General features: G+C 69.0%; 20 protein-coding genes and 2 pseudogenes. 10 read left to right on the top strand and 12 right to left on the bottom strand.

Going from position 1 to position 20403, the window contains the following annotated elements:
* Positions 1-76: 76 nt before the first annotated feature.
* From ACTWQI_RS03225 to ACTWQI_RS03240, 4 genes are read right to left on the bottom strand one after another with little or no spacing between them, the layout of a single operon-like run.
* A complete protein-coding gene (locus ACTWQI_RS03225; protein WP_443267219.1) occupies positions 77-1309 on the bottom strand; it encodes a type III PLP-dependent enzyme in 1233 nt (410 codons plus the stop codon).
* The gene (locus ACTWQI_RS03230) at positions 1306-3186 is read right to left on the bottom strand and encodes an IucA/IucC family protein (RefSeq protein WP_443267220.1); all 1881 of its coding nucleotides are present in this window, start codon (positions 3184-3186) and stop codon (positions 1306-1308) included. Before ACTWQI_RS03230 ends, ACTWQI_RS03225 begins: the two co-directional genes overlap by 4 nt.
* 4 nt (positions 3187-3190) lie before the next feature.
* Entirely contained in the window at positions 3191-4996 is a 1806-nt protein-coding gene (locus tag ACTWQI_RS03235) for an IucA/IucC family protein (RefSeq protein ID WP_443267222.1), read from the bottom strand.
* Positions 4993-6183 (bottom strand): ATP-grasp domain-containing protein, encoded by a 1191-nt coding sequence (locus tag ACTWQI_RS03240; protein WP_443267223.1) that lies wholly within the window; start codon positions 6181-6183, stop codon positions 4993-4995. Before ACTWQI_RS03240 ends, ACTWQI_RS03235 begins: the two co-directional genes overlap by 4 nt.
* 201 nt (positions 6184-6384) lie before the next feature.
* On the opposite strand from ACTWQI_RS03240, the gene ACTWQI_RS03245 reads away from it, so the two are divergent.
* On the top strand, positions 6385-7272 hold the full coding sequence (locus ACTWQI_RS03245; RefSeq protein WP_443267225.1) for an iron-sulfur protein: 888 nt from the start codon (positions 6385-6387) through the stop codon (positions 7270-7272).
* 73 nt (positions 7273-7345) lie between these two features.
* Here ACTWQI_RS03245 and ACTWQI_RS03250 read toward each other — a convergent pair whose 3' ends face one another.
* A complete protein-coding gene (locus ACTWQI_RS03250; RefSeq protein ID WP_443267227.1) occupies positions 7346-8920 on the bottom strand; it encodes an amidohydrolase in 1575 nt (524 codons plus the stop codon).
* A gap of 258 nt (positions 8921-9178) precedes the next feature.
* On the opposite strand from ACTWQI_RS03250, the gene ACTWQI_RS03255 reads away from it, so the two are divergent.
* The 3 genes and pseudogenes from ACTWQI_RS03255 (at position 9179) to ACTWQI_RS03265 (ending at position 10547) form a co-directional block, all read left to right on the top strand.
* Positions 9179-9610, top strand: a complete 432-nt coding sequence (locus ACTWQI_RS03255; protein WP_443267229.1) for a MarR family winged helix-turn-helix transcriptional regulator — start codon at positions 9179-9181, stop codon at positions 9608-9610.
* A gap of 313 nt (positions 9611-9923) precedes the next feature.
* Positions 9924-10248: pseudogene (locus tag ACTWQI_RS03260) on the top strand (GvpL/GvpF family gas vesicle protein).
* Positions 10249-10331: 83 nt separating this feature from the next.
* Positions 10332-10547 carry a gas vesicle protein gene (locus tag ACTWQI_RS03265; RefSeq protein WP_443267230.1) on the top strand — a complete coding sequence of 72 codons (216 nt, stop codon included), beginning with the start codon at positions 10332-10334 and terminating at the stop codon, positions 10545-10547.
* A 38-nt stretch (positions 10548-10585) separates the two neighbouring features.
* On the opposite strand, the gene ACTWQI_RS03270 is transcribed toward ACTWQI_RS03265, so the two are convergent.
* Together ACTWQI_RS03270 and ACTWQI_RS03275 are read right to left on the bottom strand one after the other, a co-directional pair.
* On the bottom strand, positions 10586-11272 hold the full coding sequence (locus tag ACTWQI_RS03270) for a DUF6766 family protein (protein ID WP_443267232.1): 687 nt from the start codon (positions 11270-11272) through the stop codon (positions 10586-10588).
* Positions 11273-11560: 288 nt separating this feature from the next.
* Positions 11561-11758: a hypothetical protein gene (locus ACTWQI_RS03275; RefSeq protein WP_443267234.1), complete on the bottom strand. Its 198-nt coding sequence runs from the start codon at positions 11756-11758 to the stop codon at positions 11561-11563.
* Positions 11759-12023: 265 nt separating this feature from the next.
* On the opposite strand from ACTWQI_RS03275, the gene ACTWQI_RS03280 reads away from it, so the two are divergent.
* Positions 12024-12194 carry a DUF5670 family protein gene (locus ACTWQI_RS03280; protein ID WP_443267236.1) on the top strand — a complete coding sequence of 57 codons (171 nt, stop codon included), beginning with the start codon at positions 12024-12026 and terminating at the stop codon, positions 12192-12194.
* Positions 12195-12274: 80 nt separating this feature from the next.
* On the opposite strand, the gene ACTWQI_RS03285 is transcribed toward ACTWQI_RS03280, so the two are convergent.
* From ACTWQI_RS03285 to ACTWQI_RS03305, 5 genes are all read right to left on the bottom strand, one after another.
* Positions 12275-12475, bottom strand: a complete 201-nt coding sequence (locus ACTWQI_RS03285; protein WP_443267238.1) for a cold-shock protein — start codon at positions 12473-12475, stop codon at positions 12275-12277.
* Between the two features lie 583 nt (positions 12476-13058).
* Complete coding sequence (locus ACTWQI_RS03290; protein ID WP_443267239.1) at positions 13059-14018, bottom strand: LLM class F420-dependent oxidoreductase; 960 nt, start codon at positions 14016-14018, stop codon at positions 13059-13061.
* A gap of 157 nt (positions 14019-14175) precedes the next feature.
* On the bottom strand, positions 14176-14310 hold the full coding sequence (locus ACTWQI_RS03295; RefSeq protein WP_443267899.1) for a hypothetical protein: 135 nt from the start codon (positions 14308-14310) through the stop codon (positions 14176-14178).
* Between the two features lie 172 nt (positions 14311-14482).
* Positions 14483-15460: a YihY/virulence factor BrkB family protein gene (locus tag ACTWQI_RS03300; RefSeq protein ID WP_443267241.1), complete on the bottom strand. Its 978-nt coding sequence runs from the start codon at positions 15458-15460 to the stop codon at positions 14483-14485.
* A 179-nt stretch (positions 15461-15639) separates the two neighbouring features.
* Positions 15640-15759 (bottom strand): LPFR motif small protein, encoded by a 120-nt coding sequence (locus ACTWQI_RS03305; protein WP_443267243.1) that lies wholly within the window; start codon positions 15757-15759, stop codon positions 15640-15642.
* Positions 15760-15981: 222 nt separating this feature from the next.
* Here ACTWQI_RS03305 and ACTWQI_RS03310 point away from each other — a divergent pair, with 222 nt between their 5' ends.
* The 5 genes and pseudogenes from ACTWQI_RS03310 to ACTWQI_RS03330 all read left to right on the top strand — a co-directional run bounded on the left by ACTWQI_RS03310 (position 15982) and on the right by ACTWQI_RS03330 (position 20336).
* Positions 15982-16518: a hypothetical protein gene (locus tag ACTWQI_RS03310; protein WP_443267244.1), complete on the top strand. Its 537-nt coding sequence runs from the start codon at positions 15982-15984 to the stop codon at positions 16516-16518.
* Positions 16519-16626: 108 nt separating this feature from the next.
* The gene (locus tag ACTWQI_RS03315; RefSeq protein WP_443267245.1) at positions 16627-17145 is read left to right on the top strand and encodes a hypothetical protein; all 519 of its coding nucleotides are present in this window, start codon (positions 16627-16629) and stop codon (positions 17143-17145) included.
* 508 nt (positions 17146-17653) lie between these two features.
* Positions 17654-17986, top strand: coding sequence for a hypothetical protein (locus ACTWQI_RS03320; protein WP_443267246.1), 333 nt, complete (start codon positions 17654-17656; stop codon positions 17984-17986).
* Positions 17977-18652: pseudogene (locus ACTWQI_RS03325) on the top strand (IS5 family transposase); the annotation flags it as partial. The gene ACTWQI_RS03320 and the pseudogene ACTWQI_RS03325, both read left to right, overlap by 10 nt.
* Before the next feature lie 319 nt (positions 18653-18971).
* On the top strand, positions 18972-20336 hold the full coding sequence (locus tag ACTWQI_RS03330; RefSeq protein ID WP_443267248.1) for a glycoside hydrolase family 27 protein: 1365 nt from the start codon (positions 18972-18974) through the stop codon (positions 20334-20336).
* Positions 20337-20403: the final 67 nt, after the last annotated feature.

Raw genomic sequence — 20403 nt, forward strand, 5'->3', positions numbered from 1 at the left:
CCATGCCGCAGGGCTGGGGGTACCCCCAAGCAGCCCAGCCGCCCTCCGAATGATCGCCGCCCGGAGGGCGGCCCGTTCACCGCGGCGCCGAGGTCCCCAGGAAGTGGAAGCCCGGCCGAGGATGCATGAGGAAGTCGTGGTGGGAGATGTTCCACGCGTACGCGCCCGCGAGGGCGAACACCACGCGATCTCCGGCGCGCAGCCCCGCCGCCGGGACCCCGCGGGACAGGACGTCCTTCGGGGTGCACAGCTGACCGGTGAAGGTCACCCGGTCCTGATGCGCCACCGCGCGCGGCCACGGATGCGGCCAGGGCTGCCCCACCGGCAGCACCGCGCAGGGCTGATCGTGACCCTTGGTCGCCGGGGTACGGAGATGGTGAGTGCCGCCCCGCACCACCGCGAACTCCTCGCCATGGCTGCGCTTCACGTCCAGCACCTCAGTGGCGTACCAGCCGCAGTACGCGGTGAGGGCACGGCCGGGTTCGATGCGGAGCACCAGGTCGGGGTGGGCGTCGCTGAGGCGGGCCAGGCCCGCGCCGTACGACGCCCAGTCGAAGCGGGCCTCCGGTTCGGCGTAGTCGACACCCATGCCGCCGCCGACGTTCACCTCGGCGAGATGGATCCCGTGACGCTCCGCCAGTCCGCGTGACCAGGTCACGATCGACTCGGCGACCCCGAGCAGTTCGGGGGCCTGCAGGCCGCTGGCCAGGTGGGCGTGGATGCCGCGCAGCCGCAGGTGCGGGTACCTGCCGTCGGTGAGGAGCCGGACGACGTCGTCCGCCTGGGCGGGGTCGAGACCGAAGGGGGCCGGGCGTCCGCCCATGGCGAGGGAGCTGCCCTCCAGGGAGTCCGCGGACAGGGGAAGGTTGAAACGGAGGAGGACCGCGATGGGTGCCTCCGGGGCAATGCGGGCGGACAGGTCGGCCAGCATGTGGAGTTCGTGGGCGCTCTCCACGTGGAAGCGCTCCACACCCTGCTCCAGGGCGGCCATGATCTCCGCGGGGGTCTTGCCCGGTCCGCCGAAGGCCAGCGGTCGGCCCAGCATGGCTTTGCTGACGTGGTCGAGTTCGCCGCCCGAGGAGACCTCGTAGCCGTCCACGTACGGGCCCAGCGTGGCAAGAATCTCCGGCTCCGGGTTGGCCTTGGCGGCGTAGTACAGCTCGCCCCGCTCCGGCAGCACCGATCGTACGAAGGCGGCGTGGTCGCGCAGCGCCGAGAGGTCGTAGAGGTAGGCGGGCAGCTCCGCGGAGGTGAGGGACAGGGCACGGTCGCGCACCGGGGCGGTGACCAGGGCAGTGGGGAGGGTCATCGGGCGGCGCTCCTTGGGGTACCCCCTGGGGGCACCTCCCAGCGGTAGCTGGGGGAGGTAGTCCCCCTAGGCCTAACGGCATGGGAGGTGCCCCCAGGGGGAGGGTCGTCGGTGCGGGAGGCTCGGGTCAGCACGTGCTCGGCGAGCGGAAACGGTGAGGGCAGGCGCACATAGCCGGCCTCGCGATCGGCCCTCCGTTCCCAGCGGGTGAGCAGATTGGCCTTGGCGGGCAGCGGTGCGCCGGCCAGCAGGGCGCCGAGCCGGGGCGGACAGCCGTGCTCGTCGGCGTAGTTCTGGATCGTGGCGCGGACCTGCGCCCACAGGGCGGCCTCGATCTGCGGGTGGAGGTCGGCAAGGGCGGCGAGCAGCTCGGCGACGTGGTTGACCAGTAGGCAGTAGACCACCCGATCCCAGCCGCGCTGCGCGTCGTAGGTCATCGGCCCCACGACCTCGGGCGGCAGCGAGGCGAGGGTGTCGGCGTGGTGCTCCGGGACGAGCTTGGTGCCCTCCAGGTCGCGGAAGAGGACCTGAGCGGGCATGCCGTCGTCGTCGACGCAGACCAGGACGTTCTGCAGATGCGGCTCCAGCACCAGTCCGTGGTCACAGTAGGCGGCGAGGACGGGCGGGAGGAGCAGGGTGAGGTAGGCCGCCCACCAGTCGAGGGCGGTTCGCGGGCCCGCCCCGTCCAGGAGGCGGGAGATGTGGGCGGGGCCGGTCGGGTACTCGTCGGCGACGGCGGCCGCGAGCAGCGGAGTGATGCCCGGCGGCAGACGGTTCGTCAGGCCCTCACGGACGATGACTCCGAAGCCTTCGAGGAGCGCGAGGTCGGGGCGGCCGTCGGGCCCGGGGAGCACCAGGCTGCGGTAGGCGGGCTCGCGGAGCACGGCGCTGCCGGGGAACCGCGCGGCCAGGTCCTCGAGCACGGGCTCCAGGAGGCGGGACAGGGCGACCGCTCCCGACAGCTCGTAACTCGCGTTTTTCCGCAGGCAGTTGGTGATCCGGACGTTCAGGCTGAACTTCAGGAAGGTGTCGCCGTTGTAGAGGGTGCGGACCGAGGCTGTGGCGGCGAACGGCGACGCGCCGAGGCCCAGGTCGAGGACCTCACCCCGATCGAGGGCTCGCCGGAGGGCCGGGTGCTCGTGCAGCAGCTCGTACTGCCAGGGATGCGCAGGCAGCAGCCGGTAGCCCTCGGGTACGTCGGGGCAGAGCCGGTCCAGCGCCTCGGTGGCGCCGGGGACAACGGTCTCCTCGGCGATCAGATGTGCCCGCACGGCGAGGTGACGCAGCGGGAAGGAGGCCCCCGACTCGGGTGCGTACGACGACCAGGACGCCGGGTCGCCGGTACGGGCCTTGGGGGTCGGATGGAACCGGTGCCCGAGGAGCAGGGACTGCTCGGAGGCCAGGTAGGTGGCGATGGGACCGTCACCGATGCCCGGTGCGGTGCGGGAGGTGGCGAGGGCGGCGGAGACCCCCTGGTGGCTGGAGGCGATCTGCTGCAGGAACTCGTCGTTGCCCACCCCCGTGCGGAGCGACAGCTCGGCACGGGTGTACTCGGCGAGGCGGCGCCAGTCGATCTCGGCCCAGTGGCCGCCGCGCTGCTCGGCCACCGGCCCGGTGAACCGGTGCGCGCCGAGCAGGGACGTACGGCGCAGCGCGACCCGGAGCAGGACTCCGCGGCGCGGCAGCCGCAGCAGCAGGTGGCCGTCCGTGACGGCGGTCTCGTGCTCAGGCCCCGACACCTCGCGCAGCAGGCAGTTGAGCAGGGTGTGCGCCACGGCCTCATCGGCGGTGGGCAGCTCGGTTGGAGCGGACCTATGGAGGGGGGCGGTGCTCGGGGCCTCGGAGCGGGACCCGGGCACGCTGAAGGCGATGGTCATCGGGTCACGCTCCCCGCAGCGAACAGTCGGGGCGCAGCAGGTAGTTGGGGCCGTCGGTGTAGTGCTTGTTGATGTCGGCCGCGCCGGAGCGCTCCTTGGTGAGCAGGGTGCCTGCGGTCACCATCGCCTTGACGGGCAGCCTGTGAGCGTCCAGGACGTGCGCGCGCAACGTCGCTCCGGGCTCGCCCGGGCGCGTGCCGAGCCGCTCCACGGCCTCGGCGAGCCGGTCGCGTAGCACCCGCAGCAGCTGCTCCACCGGGGCCCGGCCGTGCCGGGCCAGCCCGAAGGCGTACGCCCCCGCGCACAAGTGGACGGTGATGGTGGTGAACAGGTCGGTGACCGCCGAGTCGTCCTCGCTGAAGATCCGGGCGTCCGCGAAGTCGGACGGGCGGGGGGCGTCGTCGCCGAGAGTCTCGCGCATGCGCCGGGTGTTGATGCGCGGCCCGTCGTTGTCCTTGAGCAGCAGCCGCAGCCGGGCGCGGCCCGCGTGCTCGTCCAGCACCAGGGAGATGTTCTGCTGGTGGGACTCCAGCGCGATGCCGTACCCGAAGAGCGTGGTCTGCCAGTCGAACAGCAGGGTCAGGCAGGCGTCGAGCAGGGCGACCGGGTCGCCGCCGTAGAAGCGGTCGGCGAGGTGGTCGATCAGCAGTCGGCCGCCGGGAGCCTCGCTCAGCAGCGCGGCCATGGGCACGACGACGGCGGTGTCGAGTCCCGCGGGGTAGCGTCGGCAGAGGACGGCGAGGAGCTCGTGCCCGGCGTGGGCGTACGTGGTCTCGTCCGCCTGCAGGACCACCCCCGCGAAGCGCGGCTCCCGGGCGATCACGGCCTCGAGCAGGCGCTGGCCCGCCGCGCCGTCGACGAGCGTGCCGGGCTTGATGGTCCGACGGTTGCGCAGGCCGAGGGTGGCGGTGGCGAGCGGCAGTTTGAGGTGGAGCGTGGGGTCCGCGGCGAGCGCCACGGTCCGCATCGACAGGGTGGGAACGGCCTCCAGGTACGGCCGCTCGGCGACCACCGCATCGCCCATGAGACCGGCGTCGCGCAGGGCGTCGTTCAGCGGATCGCCACAGGTCAGGGGGTGTACGGGGAAGGCGAAGTGACTGCCGCTCAGCTCGGGCAGGCCGATGACGGCGGGTGTGGGCCAGCAGTCGGGCAGCGCTGGGAGGCACCCTGTCACGGTGAGCGCCCGCTGCGGCAGAGCGATCCAGCCCAGCGCAAAGCGCGGGTGGAACTCGGGTGCGTACGCGTGCAGTTGCTCCTCGTCGAGGCCGGCGCGCCCCCGAGCGGTGGGGTAGACGGGGTGGTCGAGGTGGGCGGCGAGGGTGTCGTGGGCGAGCCCGGCGGCGAGCCCGGTCCAGTCGGCGGGGTCGGCGCCGTAACGGGTGGTGAGCCGGTCGGCGACCGCGTCACGTACGGCGGAGTGCAGCCGCATGGTCGCGAGCGTCTGGCGGCACTCGTCGGCGAAGGCGTCGAAGCCGCCCCGGTCGGCGGGGTCGGCAAGGGCGCTCAGCGCACCGAGCACGCTGTCCAGATCGCCCAGTTCACTGCCGCCCGGTTCACTGCCGTCGGCCTCCCGGCGCAGCAGTGGCAGACGCGCGGCGTGCTCGCACTGGAACCCGTCCTCGCCCACGGGGAGCAGTAGTGCGTCCCCGTCACCGGTCGCCAGCCGCAGCCACCGGCCGTCGGGCCGCTCCACAGCCGTACTGCGCGTGCGCAGCCCGACGACGTCCTCCCGCAGGAGCGCGCTGAGCACCCGTAACAGCAGGTCCCTCTCGGCGGTGTCGGGGGCGGTGCTGGTCGTCGTCGCCGTCACGAGGCGATCTCCCAGCGCTGTGCGGCAAGGAAGCCGGCCGCAGCCCGGTCCACCGCCTGCTGGTCGGTGCCGGTGGCCCGGAGCACGCCGAGGAAGTCGCGGTTGGTGTGGTACAGCTCGTGCCGCTCCCCCACCTCGCGCAGCGGCCGGTACGTCAACCGCACGGCGCCCACCACGAGTTCGGCGGCAGCCGGGGCGGCGGTCAGCGTCCCGGCACTGTCCGCACACGGGTAGTCGAGCCGGGCCGCGCGGTCGGTGCGCATGCCCAGGCGTACGGGCAGCGGGTCGCCCAGGTGTGTCCGGAGGATGTGCTCGAAGAGCGGGATGTCCAGCAGCTGAGCCAGCAGCAGATCGCACTGATCGCCGACGGCACGGTAGTTGACCTCGATGATGCGGGCGCGGCCCTGGTGGACGACGAACTCGGTGTGGCAGGCGCCGAAGCGGACCCCGAGCGCGTCGAGCTGGGCGAGTACCTGCGCGACGATCTCCTCGGGGTGGTCCGGGACGAAGGTGAGCGCTTCCTCGATGAAGTACGGAGGCGGGGACACCCGGGTGTGGAAGCCTCCCAGGACGTGCCGGGTTCGGCGGTCGCCGAGGGTCTCCAGGGTGTAGAGCTCGCCCGTGAGGTACTCCTCGACGACCAGGGCCGCCTGCGGCCGCCGCGCCTGGATCTCCTTGCAGCACAGTACGAGGTCCTGGGGTCCGTCGACCAGCACCACGTCCTCACTCGCCACGCCCTCCCGGGGCTTGACTACGCAGGGGTACGGCACCTCGAGGCCGGCGAGATCAGCCGGATCCTGCCCGGCGGCGAGCTCCGTCGACCACACCGTGTCCGCGCCGGTGGCGGCGAGGTGACGGCGCATCTGTGCCTTGTCCTTGACCCGCAGCGCGGCCTGCCAGCTCTTGGCGGGGAGACCGAAGTAGTCGGCGGCCAGGGCGGTCTGGGTCTGCAGGTGGTCGCTGTTGCTGAACACGGCGTCGGGGGCGTGGTGGGTCGAGATTCGGGTGATGACCGCGCGGAAGTCGCGTACGTCGCACTCGAGGATCTCGGTGTCCGGGTGGCTGCGGCGATGAGCCTCGGGCTGGTCGGTCAGGAGGGTGACGTCGAGGCCGAGCCGGGAGGCGGCCGGGAGAAAGCCTTGGGTGACCGAGTCGGTGGGGTTGAGAGCGAGCAGGTAGATCCGCATGGGCGGAAGACCCCTTCCGAGTCGAGGCGGTGGTGACATCCACGTTGCATCCAGATTGTCGTCCTACGTTCTCAACTCGCCACCTGTCGCCCCGACATGCGGAGCCCTTGATCGTCGACCCGGGCTCGATGATACAGGTAAGGTGAGGCTAACCTTTTCACCTCCTGTCCGTTCCTCCGTCCCGTGTTGGGAGACGTGCCGATGACCACGGCCCCGGGGTTCCCGGCGGTAGGCCCCGGCCTGAGCGCCTCCAGCCTCCTCACCGACATCTACCGGCGTCTCACCGCCTCGTGCGACGCGCTCGATGTGCGCGTCGCAGACCGGGGGTCGGCGACCGCCGATGAGTCTGCGGCGGGCGAAGGATGGGTCGACGGGGCCGAGTTGGCACAGAGCGCGGAGGCGCTCGACGCCTTCGTCGACGCGGAGGCCGCCCGCATCCGGGACCGTCACGGGCACCCTGCCCGCAGGGACGTCGCCGCGTCCCGCGCGCTGCACGCCTACCTCTGGTCCGTCAGTCTGCTGATGAGCGGCGTCTGGTACCTGGAACGGCGCGTCCCGCGGATCCGTCCGCAGGACGTACGGCTGGACCTGGCGACGGGCGCGTTCCAGCTCGTCCCCGGGTCCGGTTTCGCCTGTCTGCCGAACGATCCGGCGGCGAGCCGGGTTCCCGGCGTCCGCGTGCTCGTCGACGAGGAGGCGCTGCGCACCGAGCTCCGGGCCGCGGTCGCCGACCACGTACGCCCGCTCCTCACCGCGATGGGCCCTCACCTGCGGCGGGGCCCCCGCGCCTTGTGGGGCATGGCCGGGGACGACCTCATCTCCGGGATCTGGTACCTCGGCCGCATGCTCGATCAGGAGCAGCACGCGATACGGGCCGCCACCGAACTGCTTCCGAAGAACGTCCCACCGTTCCCCGGCAGAGCCGACTTCCGGCGGCTGACCGGCCGTGACGGACAGCAGTACCCGACCCGTACCCGGCTCGGCTGCTGCCTCTACTACACGCTCCACTCCGCCGATGCGTGTCTGACCTGCCCGCGGACGTGCGACGCCGAGCGGCTGCGCAGACTGGAGGCGGACCCGCCCGCCTGACGTCGGCCGCCGGCTCTCGCTTCAGCGCGCGGGCAGCCTGCGTAGCACTCGATGCCGGCACGCGCCGGCGTGCTCAGAGTCCGCTCCCTTCGCACTCCCGGCCGTCGACGAAGGTCGCGACCACATCGATGTCGCCGATGCGCGAGGTGCTGACGTGCCGTGGATCGTCGGCCAGCACCACCAGATCGGCCCGCTTGCCCGGGACGAGGCTGCCCGCCCTGTCGTCCCAGTGGCAGGCGAAGGCTCCACCGGTGGTGTACGAGCGCAAGGCGTCGTCGACCGTGATGCCCTCCTCCGGGCCGATCACCCGGCCTGATTCCGAGGTCCGCTCCACCATGAACTGGATCGCCCGCAGCGGTGCCCCGTGCGTGACCGGCCGGTCGGAGCTGCCCACCAGCGTGATGCCGTTGTCCAGGAATCCCTTGCCCCGGTACAGCCACGGGGCCCTGGCCTCACCCATGATCGAGGCGTAGTCGTCGCCGAAGTAGCGCAGAAAGTTCGGCTGGATCACGGCGATCGCACCGAGGTGTGCGAACCGGTGCAGTTGATCGGGCCGGACCAGGCCCGCGTGCTCGATGCGGTGCCGGGCATCCGGGCGCGGCCGGATCCGCTGGGCCCGTTCCAGGGCGTCCAGAGCGAGGTCGACGGCGCGGTCGCCGATGGCGTGGACGGCGAGCTGCCAGCCGGCGAGATGGCCGTCGACGATGGTCTCCGTGAGGAGTTGCGGGTCCGCTTGGAGCTGACCGTCGTGGTCCAGCCCCTGGTACGGGCTGCTCAACGCGGCGGTGCGGGCCATCATGCCCCCGTCGGTGTAGACCTTGAGGGCGCCCACGGAGAGCCAGTCGTCGCCGAATCCGGTGCGCAGCCCCAGGTCGAGGGCCCGGGGCAGGCCGTCGTCGCCGTGCGAGCCGACCGGGTGCAGCGTGTCTGCGGCCACCATGAGCTGCACCCTCAAAGGCAACCGCCCCCGTTCCCGGGCGAGCTGATAGGCCGCCAGCTCCACCGGGCTGTGGCCCAGCAGCCCGCCGCCGATGCCCGCTTCGGCACAGGCCGTCACCCCTTCCGCCAGGCAGGCGCCTGCGGCACGGGCGATCGCGTCCACGAGCTCCTCCTGGGAGTACGGCAGACGGAGCCGGCGTGCGGCGGTCATCGCGCTCTCGGCGAGGAAGCCGTCCTGGTGCGGGACATGAGCGGGAAGCAGGTCCAGTACAGCGCTGTTAACCACACAGGCGTGTCCTGAGTCGTGCATCATGAACACCTTGCGGCCGGCACTGACCTTGTCCAGTTCGGTGGCGGTCAGATGGCGCCCCAGCGCTCGCTGGTCGTAGCCGGCGACGTCCACCCAGGCGCCCTCCGGTCTGCGTGCGACGGCCTCGGCCACGATGCCGAGCACGTCCTCGGCCCGTACGCATGGGGCCACGCTGGGGGTGGTCGCCTTCAAACCCGCCCAGGCCAGGTGGACATGGCTGTCGATGAACCCGGGCAGCACGGTCGCGCCCTGGAGGTCCACGACCCGGCGCGCGGGAAGTCCGGTCACGGACTCGTCGAGGCCCACGATTCGACCACGCCAGATCCCTACGTCGTGAGCGATGGGGTGGTCCGGGTCCATGGTGACGAACTCGGCGTTCGTGAGCCTGGTATCGAGCACGGGCAGCCTCCTCATGCAGAAGTCCTCCACTCCGGAGCGTACTTAGACTAGCCTTACCTAACCATCGGATCGCCTGCGCGCAGGTAGGGGCGGCACGACTCGACAAGGAGAACGGCGGGGAAGCGATCCACGGAAAGCAACCGAGAAGAAGGGCAGAGCTCACCGACCATGAGCAATGCACCGATCAGCGTGTTGGCCCTCAGCACCTACATGCTGTCAAGGACGGGGCAGGCGGCGCGTGCTCGAGTCGCGCGGAGGTTGACCGATCGCGGCCTGCGCCTGTGGCACGTGATGATCCTGGCAGCGCTGCACGATGTGGGCCCGCACTCCAAGGGGGAACTCGCATCCCGGCTCGACATCAACCAGAGTGATGTGGTCAAGGTGGTGGACGACCTGCTGCGAGCCGGTCAGGTCGACTGCGCCCGGGACCCCGCCGACCGACGCCGTATCGAGGTCACGCTCACCCCGGAGGGCAGGGCGGCGCTGGCCGACATCAGCGCCGAACTGTCGGCCCTCGACGACGACCTCCTGTCCCCTTTGACCACGACCGAACGCGCCCAGCTCGCCACCCTGCTCCGTCGGCTCCAGCTGCACATCTGCCGCCCCGGCCGTGAGGATGGGCCGCCGCCCCGGAGCACCGTGCGCCACCGGGACCGACCCAAGCTGTTCCGGACCCGGCCCACGGCGTGACCGCGCTTCAGCGGGGCGCACGGCACCGGCGCCGAGGTGTGCCGTCCAGCTGATCAGGCCCGTGCAGTGGCCAGGTCCTGGCGTCCGCCCCCCACTCGTCCCGGCAGGGGTGGGCAAAGTTGATCAGCGCAGCTGGATCAACCGAGGACACCAGTCGCGTCGACGCGGTCGCGACCGTCAGGTGCGCGCTGCCACTGCGGATGGCCATGGTGTACCGGGGCGAGGACGGCGTCCGAAGAATGCTGGTCGCCGACCGGGACCGTTTCGAGGCCGCTTGGCGGTACTGGACGGCCGGGACGAATGGGGCGTCAAGATGTACGCGGACCTGAGCCCGGCCCCGGGGGCGGCAGACGTCTCCGCAGCCGCGGAGGGCCGCGGACGCCCCTCGTCCGGCCGTGACTACCTGCGACGGCGGCGGTATGACCGGCAGGCCCGGGAGAACGCCTGGCGGCACGCGGAGGAGTGCGCGCGAGGTGCACACGGCGCTCGGCGCGATCGCCGAGCACACCAGGCTGCATCGACCACAGGACGCTCGACTGTCGGGTGCGCCCGGACAGAACATCCTCAACGGCGCGTATCTGGTGCCGCGGGCGGAGGTCGACGCGTTCGCGGCCCTGGTCGGCCAACTGGCCGACTAAGCCGTCGGACTGCGGATCGAGCTGACCGGGCCGTGGGCGCCGTACTCCTTCACCGGCGTCGCCGCGGGAACCTTGGAGGCCCGGTGAGCGCCGCCGTAGAGCCGCTCGCGCAACGGCAGATCGCGCTGATCGATCTGCTGGACCGGCTGCTCGCAGGCGGGATCGTGGTCGCCGGGGACGTCACGCTGCGGATCGCTGATGTCGACCTGGTCCGGATCGACCTGCATGCGCTCATCAGCTCGGTGAACGAGAACGTGCCGTCGCCCTGGGACCGATTCGAGCCGGGAGCGGAGCCCTGACGCGCGCCGTCACGGCCGGCGCGCCGGGGCTTCTACAGTCATCCTTCGATGCCGGTCGTGGTGTGTGCGGCGCCCACGGGTTTGGATTCGGGGGATCCACGCTGGCGGAGGTAGATCGACAGAATAGCCATGGATGCGATGGCCAGAAATTCGGATTGCCAGTTCTGTAGCGTACGGTCCCAGAAGTCCGCCGAGAAGAGGTAGTCGGGCCAGCTGATGGGATCCTGGAGCTGCCGCAACTGCTCCTCGTTGTAGGCGGCTACGCCCGTGATGGATTGGGCGAGCCATGAGAACAAAAAGATCGTTCCCATGACCAGTCCCAGCGAACTCCCGTACACCCTCTGGCGGATGCCACCGACAGCCGCCCACCGGGGAGAGTCCTCGCGTGCATGGGCACCGACTCGCTGCGCCTTGTCGGATTCCATGCCGATCATCTTTGGATGCTTCGACTCCGGAGAGCCACGCTGGATCAGCCACACGGTCAGGAAGACGTAGAGAAAGAACTGGAGGTATTCCGACTGCCAGTTCTCCATCACGTCGACGGCAAAATCGGAGGACGCCATGTAGGAGCCGATGCCGATGGGCTGGAGATTCTCCGCCACGAGACGGTTGTTGAAGTCGGCCTGTCCGGCGAACGCCTGGCCGACGACAGCGAGCAGGAACGCCGTCCCGAAAGCGAGGCCCAGGCTGTTCTCCCTGAGGAAGCGGCGGAGGGAGGCAGTCATCGGTGCAGCACCCCCAGCGTGATGCAGTAGGCGAGGCCGGCGGCGATCACCAGTAGGCAGAGGGCGAACATCACTCTCATCCGCCCCTCACCCGCTTTTCAGCGTGCAGCGGTAGGGCTGCTGCGGCCGAGGAGCGCAGCCCGCCGCGACGACCTTCCAGCCCGAGGAGAACAGGGAGAGGAACAGCGTGTCGCTCGAGAGGACCACGCGTGCCTGCCGGCCGTGCACGTCGACGCTGCGGATGTCGCGGCGGTCTGCGGCTGAAGGGATCTCCTCGTCGAGTACGCCCTAGTGGCAGGCGGCCTTGGCCACCTGCGCGACTTCCTCGCGTGTCCCCGGAGCCAGGGCGTCACACAGGGCGAACACGTCCCGCTCTCGCAGTGCCGTCTCGAATCGGAGCGCCGCCGCCTGAGCCGCTGAGCGCCGCTCGTCCACGCTGCCGCAGGCGCTCGCCAGTACGAGGACGGCCACGGTTCCCGACGTCACGCCCCACCGTGCCCGCCATCGCCTCGGCATCTGATGGCCTCCCGGTACGGCGGTCTTCGCGAGTCCCGACGGAGGGTAGCTGCGGTGAGCCGAGCCCGGCGCTGCACTCGCGCAGGACGCCAGCGATATTCCCTCCGGTGGCGGAGGCGCGGGCGCCAACAGGTCGGATGTCGCAGCGGCTCAGCGCGGATGTAGCAATGGGCCATGGCTTGCCAGGATTTGGGGCTGGTTGCCGGGGAACCCGGGCGGGCGGAGGTTGATAGTTATGGTTCCCCTGCTGCTCGTTCTGCTTCTCGCCCTGCTTCTCTTCGGCGCCGGCTTCACGCTCAAGGCACTGTGGTGGATCGCCGTGATCGTGCTCGTCGTGTGGCTGTTGGGCTTCTTCGTCCGGCCCACGACAGCGGGCGGCCGGAGGGGCCGCTGGTACCGTTGGTGAAAGTCCCAAATGGAGAGGGTCGGCACCTATCGGTGCCGACCCTCTCCTTCATGTCCTCAGCAGGCGTAACCTGCCGTGGGTCAGACTGCCCGGACGCTCGTGGCCTGCGGGCCCTTGGGGCCCTGGGCGACCTCGAACTCCACGCGCTGGTTCTCCTCGAGGCTACGGAAGCCGTGGCCATCGATCTCGGAGTAGTGCACGAAGACGTCAGGTCCTTCGGTCTGGGAGATGAAGCCGAAGCCCTTCTCCGCGTTGAACCACTTCACGGTTCCCTGAGTCATCTATTGCTCCTTACAGGGGCTGGTACAGGGCCCGCACCATGCGGTGGCCCCGGGCCGGTTCACGACGCGGCTCCTCCAGATCCCTGAAGGCAAGCGGCGCGCCCGCAACATCGTTCCTTGCGAGCGTGCTGGAAAACACAAACACACAAAAACTATGACCAAGCATTACAACACGCACTCTGCGTGGTTCATTCCCGAGCACCCGGAGCATCTCTCTTGGCGCCTGCGTGCGGAGCCGACGTCGTCACTGCTGGTGATGCGGGCTCCCTTCGGCGTGACCCGGCGAAAGGGGGGACATCGACTGTCGGCCCCGAGCATTGATCAGCACCTCGCGAGTCTGAATCTCACGGTGGCTGCGTAATCACGGAGGGTTAGCCCTGACGCCCGCCCGTCGGCGCCTTCTGGCCCATTCGCGGCGCGCGAGGACGCCGTCGGTGGCTCGTGTCGCACCAGGGATATCGTCAGGAGGGGGCGCCGCTGCCCACCGCTACTCCGCACTCTAGGCTTGCCTGGCTCGCGGCGCGTCCGCGCGTGAACCCCATGGGCACCGGCCCCAGCAGTAGGCCTGAGGGCATGGGGACGGCTACGAGTCGGCCAGCTGGGGCAGCACTTTGGCGCGGTAGAAGTCGAAGAACCCGCGCTGCTCCGGACCGATCTGGGTCACGTAGACGGTGTCGAAGCCTGCATCGACATATGTGCGCAGGGCCTCGATGTGCTGGCCAGCATCGTCGCCGCAGGTCACGGTATCGGCGACCATGTCCTCCGTGATCAGCTCGCAGGCTTGCTCAAAGTGGCGGGGCGTCGGCAGGACTTGGCCGAGTTCGCCGGGAAGGAGCATGTTCGGCCACAGCCGCCGCGCCGTACTCACTGCTTCTTGACGGTCGGGACCCCAGCACACCTTGAGGCCGCCCTGCACCGCTTTCTGGTTGCCGCCGCTCCCGCGGAACTGGGTAATCAGATCCTCGTCCGGCCTCATCGTGATGTACCCGTCGCCGATGCGGCCGGCGAGCGCGGTGGCAGCCGGGCCGAAGCCTGAGACATCGATCGGAACAGGCTGATCGGGGCGTGTGTAGAGCCGGGCGTTCTCCACGGTGTAGTGCTGACCCCGGTGGCTGACTTCCTCGCCGGTGAAGAGCCTGCGGATGATGGCCACGGCCTCCTCCAGCATCTCCAGCCGGACCGTGGCGCTGGGCCAGGCATCGCCGAAAATATGCTCGTTCAGCGCCTCGCCCGTGCCGACTCCCAGCCGGAACCGTCCATCGAGCATGGCTGCCGAGGTGGCGGCGGCCTGGGCCACAACCGCGGGGTGGGTGCGCAGGCTCGGGCAGGTCACGGCCGTCTCCACCGGAAGCGACACCACCTGTGAAAGGCCGCCGATGACCGACCAGACGAACGGGCTGTGGCCCTGGGCGTCGTTCCAGGGGTGATAGTGGTCGGAGATCCACAATGCTTCGAAACCTGCTTGCTCGGCCATACGCGCCTGCTCCAGCAGGTCAGCGGGACCGAACTCTTCGCAAGCTAGGAAGTAACCGAACTTCGTCATGCCCTTGCCTCCAGTCGCCCGAGCCCCTTCAGTCACGGCGGGTGACCAGGGGAAGCGGGACGAAACTCGTCGAAACCACCATCGCAGTCCACCCCCGCCGCGTCGGGCATGCCACCGACCCAGCTCCGACCTCCTCGTACCGGTCCGGCGGCCCGGATCACGTCCGTGGCTGCCCTCTATGCCGGCGGCTGGACGCCTTCGTACTCGTCGGCGCCAGCTGGTGGACACTGGCGGTCGCCGCCTTCCTCGCCCTGGTCACGATCTGTCTCACCACCCAGCGGACTCCGCGCACCGGCGCCAGCGGCAAGGTCAGGAGCTGAGTCAGCAGGCCACCCTCGGACGAAGCTGTACAGGACGGCTTGTGACCGGCCGATCAGGCGGGGGCAGGCCCTTTGGCGGCGCGGGCCTGGTCCTGGGACCAGACCAGCAGGTCGGCGGGCACGCGGGCCGGGTTGGGCGCTTGATCAGAGTTTGCGGGTGTCGCGGGGCTCGACGTAGGGCTCTTCGCCGGGTGGGTGGCCGGTTTCGATGGCGCGGCCGCGTGAAAGTTCGGCGTTGAATTCCAGGCCGAGCAGGATGGCGATGTTGGAGATCCACAGCCAGATGAGGAAGATGATGATGGCAGCCATGCTGCCGTAGGTCTTGTCGTAGCTGCTGAAGGTTGCCACGTACAGCGCGAAGAGGGCGGAGGCGATGAGCCAGATCATCACGGCCAGGATGCTGCCGGGGGTAACCCAGCGGAAGGGGCGTTTGACGTTCGGGGACGCCCAGTACAGCAGCGCAATGATCAGCATGAACAGCAGGATCATGACGGGCCATTTGGCGATGTTCCACACGGTGATGGCTGTGTCGCCCAGGCCCAGGATCTGTCCTGTCCTCTCGGCGAGGGCGCCGGTGAACACCACGCCGATCGCGAGGGCGGCCAGCAGCACCACCACGACGAGGGTGATGCCGAGCCGGGTGGGCAGGGTCACCCACACGGGCCGGCCTTCGCCGATGTCATAGACCGCGTTCGAGGCCCGCATGAACCCCGCGATATATCCGGAAGCCGACCACAGGGCGACCGCGATGCCGATGATCAACGCGATGCCTGCTCGACCCTGGCTCTTCTCCAACTGCTCCAGGATGTTATTGAGGATGTCTCGGGCGGCTCCTGGGGCCAGGCTGCCCAGATTGTCGGTCAACGGCCTGATGCTGGAAGCGCCCAGCAGTCCCAGGATCGACACAAGTGCCAGCAGGGCGGGGAAGATCGACAACACCCCGTAGTAGGTCAGGGCGGCCGCCAAGTCGGTGAGGTTGTCGCCCTTGAACTCCTTGACGGTGCGCTTGAGCACTCCCCACCACGATTGTTTGGTCAGGTCTGTCGGCTTCTTTGCTGGCGGCTGCCGACTCGGCACGGCGTGGGACGCGTCGCCGTTGTCGTCTGCGTTGTGTTGCGCCATGGCTCACTACTCCGATCCGCGCCGCCGCAAACCCGGGGATGGAACCCGACCCGTGCGTCGGCCGCTGTTGGCCGTTCATCCTCGCCCGGCCTATTCGATCGAGCACTGGCTGGATATCGCAGAGCTGGGCCGAGGCCGCCGACTCCGCGGTGTCGGCGGCATTCAGCGCCGGTCTGTTGTCAGACGCGTCGTCGGGAGGCGCCGCCGAACAAGCGAGCAAGTGCGCGGAACGGCAGACTGACGACCGAAGCGATGGTGTTGCCGATGGCGCGGAGCACATCGGCAATGGCCTGGAACATGTGGTCTCCTGTGCTGAGAATCTCCGGTCGAGTTGCCGGAATCCGCCGCCCTACACCGCTTACTGCCTTCCATCCGTATACCCGCCCTTCGGTAATCAACAGGAAGGTGCTGGATTGGTCCTCTGGTGTCGCCTCTACGCCCGACGCGCCACCGACTTCTAAACTGCTGAGTTTCGGTCTTCCCTATCTGGAGATTCGGTGGGCATATCAAGGGAGGACCCAATGTCAGCCGGGACCCTCATTGCCATCATCATTCCCTCTGTAGTCGTGCTGGTCATCCTCGCCGTGGCCCTGCGGGTCTATCTCCGCCGCCGACACCTGGAGGAGCGGTTCGGGCCGGAGTACGAGCGCACGGTCGAGGCCGAGGACAGCCGCCTCGCGGCGGAGCGCGAGTTGCAGAAGCGTGAGGAGCGCCACGACGCTCTAGAGATCAAGCCACTGCCCAGCACCGTCCGGAACCGATATGCCGAGGACTGGAACCGAGTGCAGGAGACGTTTGTCGACAGGCCGCAGGCAGCCGTGGACGAAGCGGATCGATTGGTGACCGCACTCATGAGCGAGCGCGGATATCCGACCGAGGGGTTCGAGCAGCAGATCAAAGATCTCTCCGTCGAGCACGCAAGCACGCTGGAGCACTATCGGACTGCGCACGAGGTCACGCTGAGAAGCAGTCGACGGGAGGCAACTACCGAGGAGTTGCGGGGCGCGATGGTGCACTATCGCGCGCTCTTCGACGAACTGCTCGAGCCAACGTCCTGAGCGGCGAGTCTGAGACTGCTCTCCGTGCTCACTGTCAGTAGTGAGGCAGTCTGTCCTGCCACCACGGGGGATGAGCAGTCGGGTCGCCGCGGGACGGATGGAAGGGAGATGAAAGACATGCAGCGCGAAGGCATACCTGCGCGCGATGAAGCACTGTCCACCGAGGATATTGCCCATCCTCAGGAAGCCAGCCGGGATGAAACTGCAGCGCGCCCGGACGACGTACCCCTGATGCCCGGCGAAGCCACGGCCGAAGAACCGGTAGGGGCCGCGCCGGAAGCGGCGCCCGCTGTGGAGCAGGCGGAGGGCGGTACCGCCGAGGCTGCCGTGCCACCCAAGGCGGAGGAACCCGCCGAGGAGACCGGGCCGCTCCTGGGTAGGGAGGCGGACGAGTTCCACTCGAGGTGGCAGGAGATTCAGAGCGGGTTCGTCGACGATCCAAGGGAAGCGGTTCATGCGGCGGACGCCTTGGTCGCGGACGTGATGCAGACACTGGCCACGTCCTTCGCCGAGCACAAGCAGGGGCTGGAAGAACAGTGGCAGCGGGGAGAGGAGGTCGCTACCGAGGATCTGCGTGTCGCGCTCCGGCGCTACCGTTCCTTCTTCAACCGTCTGCTCAGCACGTGAGCAACGGTGCGAACCATCGCGCGAGAGGCGCCTATGCCGTCTCCTCGGCGATGGAACACTGGGCCGGAGGCCGCCGACTGGTACGGCCGCCCGGCGGCCTCCGGCCCGGCGGTGGTCTGGCAGTCGGCTGCTGGGCCTATTGGCCGGTCTGGCGAGGGGAGCTTGATCTCCTGCTCCACAGGGGTGAGGTGGTGGGAGTGCGCCCCCGCAGGCACGCGGCTGAGCTACCTCCGCAGCCGCCGCTCAGACCCCTGTTTCTGAAGCGAACATGCAAAGAATGTGGCTCACGCAGCTGTGATGCGTCAGATACGTCGGCTGTTCGGATCAACGACGCCGTTAGGTGTGGGGTGGCGTGACGGGCGGCTGAACGCCTCGCCGGTGGCGAGGACTCTGTCCACGTCACATTGCGGGGGTGGGGCGCGTCCGGGCCTGGGCCGGTCTGTGCGGGCGCGCCCGATCCGTGCGGTGCGGGCGAGCAGGTCCGGTTCCCTGCCCGCCCCGGGCCGTGATGGGCTGTTTCCCCCTGTGCGGCGAGCACTACAGCCGGCCGTTCGTGGACGCCGAGCTGTGGGCGGGGAAGATTGCTCGGGTGCTGCAGGAGCATCCGGACGGGTTCAGCGAGGAGGAACTGGTCGAGGAGACCGGGCTGGACCTGGGCCAGATCGAAGCCGGGGTGATGTGGCAGAACATCGAGTTTCCTGCGCTGGAGGAAGCGGTTCGGCGAGAAGGACGGCCCGGACGCCGACGAATAGTTAGGCGGCCTGTGGCAGCTGGTCTGGCCGTGTGGTCGGCGGGGCGGCCGGACGGGCTCGCTTGCGGGACCGCAGACCATCCGGGTTGACGTCGCGGGCCCTGCCGCCCTGCTTCGGTGTCTCGAAGTCGACCGCCCACCGCCGCTTTCTGATCTGGTCCAGAGCCGCAGTCTGGGGCCGGCTGCACGAGGCAGTCCTGCACCGGCTGGATGACGCCGGTCTGATCGATGTCTCCCGCCTCGTTCTCGACTCCGCCCACGTCCGGGCGAAAAAGGGGGCGAACGCACAGGTCCGAGTCCCGTGGACCGGGGCAAGCCGGGTTCCAAGATGCAGGTCCTGTCGGACGCGAACGGCCTGCCCCTGGTCGTGGGCGTCTCGGCCGCCAACACCCACGACAGCGAAGGGTTGAAGCCCATGGTCGCGGGTCACCAAACGAGACACGACCCGGATCGCGGCCGCCATTTCAAGCCCGAGCGTCTGCATGCAGACAAGGCGTATGACCGCCCGGACCTGCGGAAATGGCTGCGTGGCAAGCGGATCGGCGTCCGGATCGCCCGAAGGGGCATCGAGTCCAGCGAATGATTAGGACGTCGTAGGTGGGTGATCGAGCGGACGATGTCGTGGCTGTCCGGCTACCGCCGACTCAGCCCCCGCTACGAGCGCAATCCCCGCAACTACCTCGCCTTCTCGGACTTGCCGCAGCCCTCTGCTGCTACAAACGGCTCGTCCGCCTCACCACGTACGACCGGGCCTAAGCCTCTAGGCCGCGTCTCATTCGGCCGGCTCAGTAGCGGTCGATGGCGGTGGCGTCGCGCTGACCGAACAACTCGTTGGTTTCGCGATCCTGGCAGAGCAGACCTCGGATCATTGCGGTTTCCATTGATGGGACGAGCGATCAAGTGGCGCAGCCCTCAAACGCTACCGCGAACATTTTCGCACTCATTGGTCCGATGACTCTTGCTTCACTCGGTCTGGATGGTCTATACCAACATGTGTACCGACGCACCGTCAGGGCCCCGGCAGGACGCGACTTCCGCTACAGATCCGGGAGGATCCATGCATCGAGCCTCGCGTTTGAAGACATGGCACGTGCTGTTGTCGATGGTGTGTGTGGTGGTGATGACCGCCACCGTGAGCCTGGTGAACATCGGGGGCCCATCTGTCGCGCGCGCCGCCGACAACGGACTGTCGATCACGCCCGCGATGGGTTGGAGCAGCTGGAGTTTCGTGCGGCGCAACCCGACTGCAGCCACGATCGTGGCGCAGGCGAACGCGATGAAGAGCAGCGGCCTCACCGACCGCGGGTACATCTACGTCAATGTGGACGACTTCTTCCAGAAGTGCGACGGCAACGGCTTCATGGTCGACGAGTTCGGCCGATGGGCGGTCGACACCGCCAAGTTCCCTGGCGGCATCAAGCCGGTCGCCGACAAGGTGCACGCCAACGGCCAGAAGTTCGGCCTCTACGTGACCCCTGGCATCCCGAAGAACGCGGTGCTGCAGAACACCCGCATCGAGGGCACCAACTACCGGGCCCGGGACATCGCCGACACGACCCGGTACCACAAGAACTACAACTGCAAGAACATGTACTACATCGACTACAGCAAGCCGGGCGCGCAGGCCTTCGTCGACTCGTGGGCCAGGCTGTACGCCTCGTGGGGCGTGGACTACCTCAAGATCGACGGCGTCACCGTCGACACCCCGGACGACATCAAGGCGTGGGCCACCGCGCTCAAGAACACCGGCCGGCCGATCAACTACGCGCTGTCCAACAACCTGAACATCAGCGGCGCCGCCCTGTACAAGAAGTACGCCAACAGCTGGCGCACGCAGGGCGACATCGAGTGCTACTGCCCGCCTGGCGGCGGTGGCAGCGGCGGCCCCTCGTACCCGCTGACCAGCTGGGCCAAGGTCTCCAGCCGGTTCGGCTCCGCGGCCACCTGGCAGCCGCACGCCGGGCCCGGCGGCTGGAACGACCTGGACTCCATCCAGATCGGCAACGGCGCCAACGATGGCATCACGACCGACCAACGCCGCTCGCACTACACACTGTGGGCGATGGCCGCCGCGCCGCTGCTGCTGGGCAGCGACCTCACCAACCTCGACCCCGTCGACCTGACCATCCTGAAGAACCCGCGGCTGATCGCCGTCAACCAGGACGGCGTCGCCGCCAAGCGGATCTACAACGGCCCCGGCGGCGTGCAGCAGGTGTGGAGCAAACGCGAACGTAACGGCGACTACATCGTCGCCCTGTTCAACACAGGGACCAGCGGCGACCAGACCGTGTCCACCACCTGGACCGCCGTCGGCATCACCAGCGACCGCGCCAACGTCACCGACCTCTGGTCCGGACGCAACGTCGGAGTCGTCGACAAGTCCTACAGCGCGACGCTGCGGCCTGGCGAGACTCGCCTGATCCGCGCAGTCCCCGAGTAGGACCCGTCCGCGGCCGCTTGGGCCGATGCCCAGGGCGCGCCCACTGTTGGGCGCGCCCGCCGCGTCG

The sequence above is a fragment of the Streptomyces sp. KR80 genome (assembly GCF_052245555.1).
GTDB lineage: Bacteria > Actinomycetota > Actinomycetes > Streptomycetales > Streptomycetaceae > Streptomyces.